Annotated in this window: 1 protein-coding gene and 1 pseudogene; both read left to right on the top strand. The window is 67.6% G+C overall.

What is annotated here, in order from left to right; genetic code table 11:
• The coding region (gene kdpA, locus ACFWEP_RS34525) for a potassium-transporting ATPase subunit KdpA (protein ID WP_387376239.1) at window positions 1-1,130 on the top strand (1,130 nt) is incomplete at its 5' end.
• Window positions 1,127-1,699 (top strand): annotated as a pseudogene (locus ACFWEP_RS34520) (potassium-transporting ATPase subunit B); the annotation flags it as partial. The gene kdpA and the pseudogene ACFWEP_RS34520, both read left to right, overlap by 4 nt.

The following is a 1,699-nucleotide window of genomic DNA, read 5'->3' as shown; positions in this document are numbered from 1 at the left end:
CCATAGCGGTCGTCGGGGCCGTCGTGCTGGTGGCGACGGGGGCCATCCAGAACTTCTCAGGCATCCACGGCGTCGGCCGGTTCATGGGCGGGTCCCAAGAATGGAACGGTGGTGCGGTCGCCTCGCAGGAGGTCATCAAGGAGCTGGGCACGAACGGCGGCGGTTACTTCAACGCCAACTCCGCCCACCCCTTCGAGAACCCAGACGGTCTCTCCAACCTCTTCGAGGTCTTCCTGATCCTCCTCATCCCCTTCGCCCTGACCCGCACGTTCGGTCGGATGGTCGGCTCGCTCAAGCAGGGGTACGCGATCCTGGGGACGATGGCCTTCATCTGGCTCACCTTCAGCGCCCTGATGATGTGGACGGAGTTCGCCCATCACGGTCCGGCCTTCGACATCGCCAAAGGCGCGACCGAGGGCAAGGAAGTCCGGTTCGGGATCGGTGGCTCGTCCATCTTCGCGGTGGCCACGACGGTGACGTCGACGGGAGCCGTGAACTCCTTCCACTCCTCGTTCACCGGTCTCGGCGGCGGCATCGCCATGCTGGGCATGCAACTCGGCGAGATCGCCCCCGGCGGTACTGGGTCAGGCCTCTACGGCATGCTCGTCATGGCGGTCATCGCCGTGTTCATCGCGGGGCTCATGGTCGGGCGCACCCCGGAGTACCTGGGGAAGAAGATCGGCACCCGGGAGATCAAGTTCGCGGCCTGCTACATCCTGATCACGCCCGCCCTCGTACTCGGTTTCGCGGCCGCCGCGATGGCTCTGCCGACGCCTGCGCACTCGATGCTGAACCCGGGTGCGCACGGCTTCTCGGAAATCCTGTACGCCTATGCCTCCGGCTCGAACAACAACGGTTCGGCGTTCGCCGGGCTGAACGCCGACACCCAGTGGTTCAACACCACGCTCGGGATCGCAATGCTGCTCGGACGGTTCCTGCCCATGGTGTTCATCCTCGCGCTGGCGGGCTCGCTCGCCGCGCAGAAGCCCGTACCGGCGACGACCGGGACTCTGAGCACGCACAAGCCGCTCTTCAGCGGGCTGCTGGTCGGCACGATCCTGATCGTCACCGGTCTCACCTACTTCCCGGCACTCGCGCTGGGCCCGCTGGCCGAAGGGCTGGCCCCATGACCACCGGTCCGAAGCAAGAGGACTCCATGTCCGCGCTCACCCCGTCCCGGGCACCGCACCAGGACGCTCCCACCGGCCGTCAGGGCGGGGGACGCGTCGGCGGAGGCCTGTTCGATCCTCAGCAGTTGCTCAGGTCATTCCCCGACGCCGTACGGAAACTCGACCCCCGGGTGATGGTCAAGTCCCCGGTGATGTTCGTGGTGCTGATCGGGTCGGTACTCACCACCGTGCTGGCGGCCACCGATCCCACCGACTGGTTCGGCTGGGCCATCGCCCTCTGGCTGTGGCTGACGACGATCTTCGCCAATCTCGCCGAGGCGGTGGCCGAGGGCCGGGGCAAGGCGCAGGCCGACACCCTGCGCAAGGCCAAGACCGACACGGTCGCCCGCCGGATCACCGGCGGCGAGGAAGAAGAGGTCCCCGGCACCGAACTGCGCGTCGGCGACTTGGTCGTCTGCGAGGCCGGGGACGTCGTCCCCGGCGACGGTGACGTCGTGGAGGGTGTGGCTTCGGTCGACGAGTCCGCGATCACGGGCGAGTCGGCTCCGGTGATCCGTGAGTCCGGCGGC

The organism is Streptomyces sp. NPDC060198 (genome assembly GCF_042728415.1).
GTDB lineage: Bacteria > Actinomycetota > Actinomycetes > Streptomycetales > Streptomycetaceae > Streptomyces.
The sequence above is the reverse complement of the archived record's forward strand: the minus strand, read 5'-3'. Positions and strand labels throughout refer to the sequence as shown.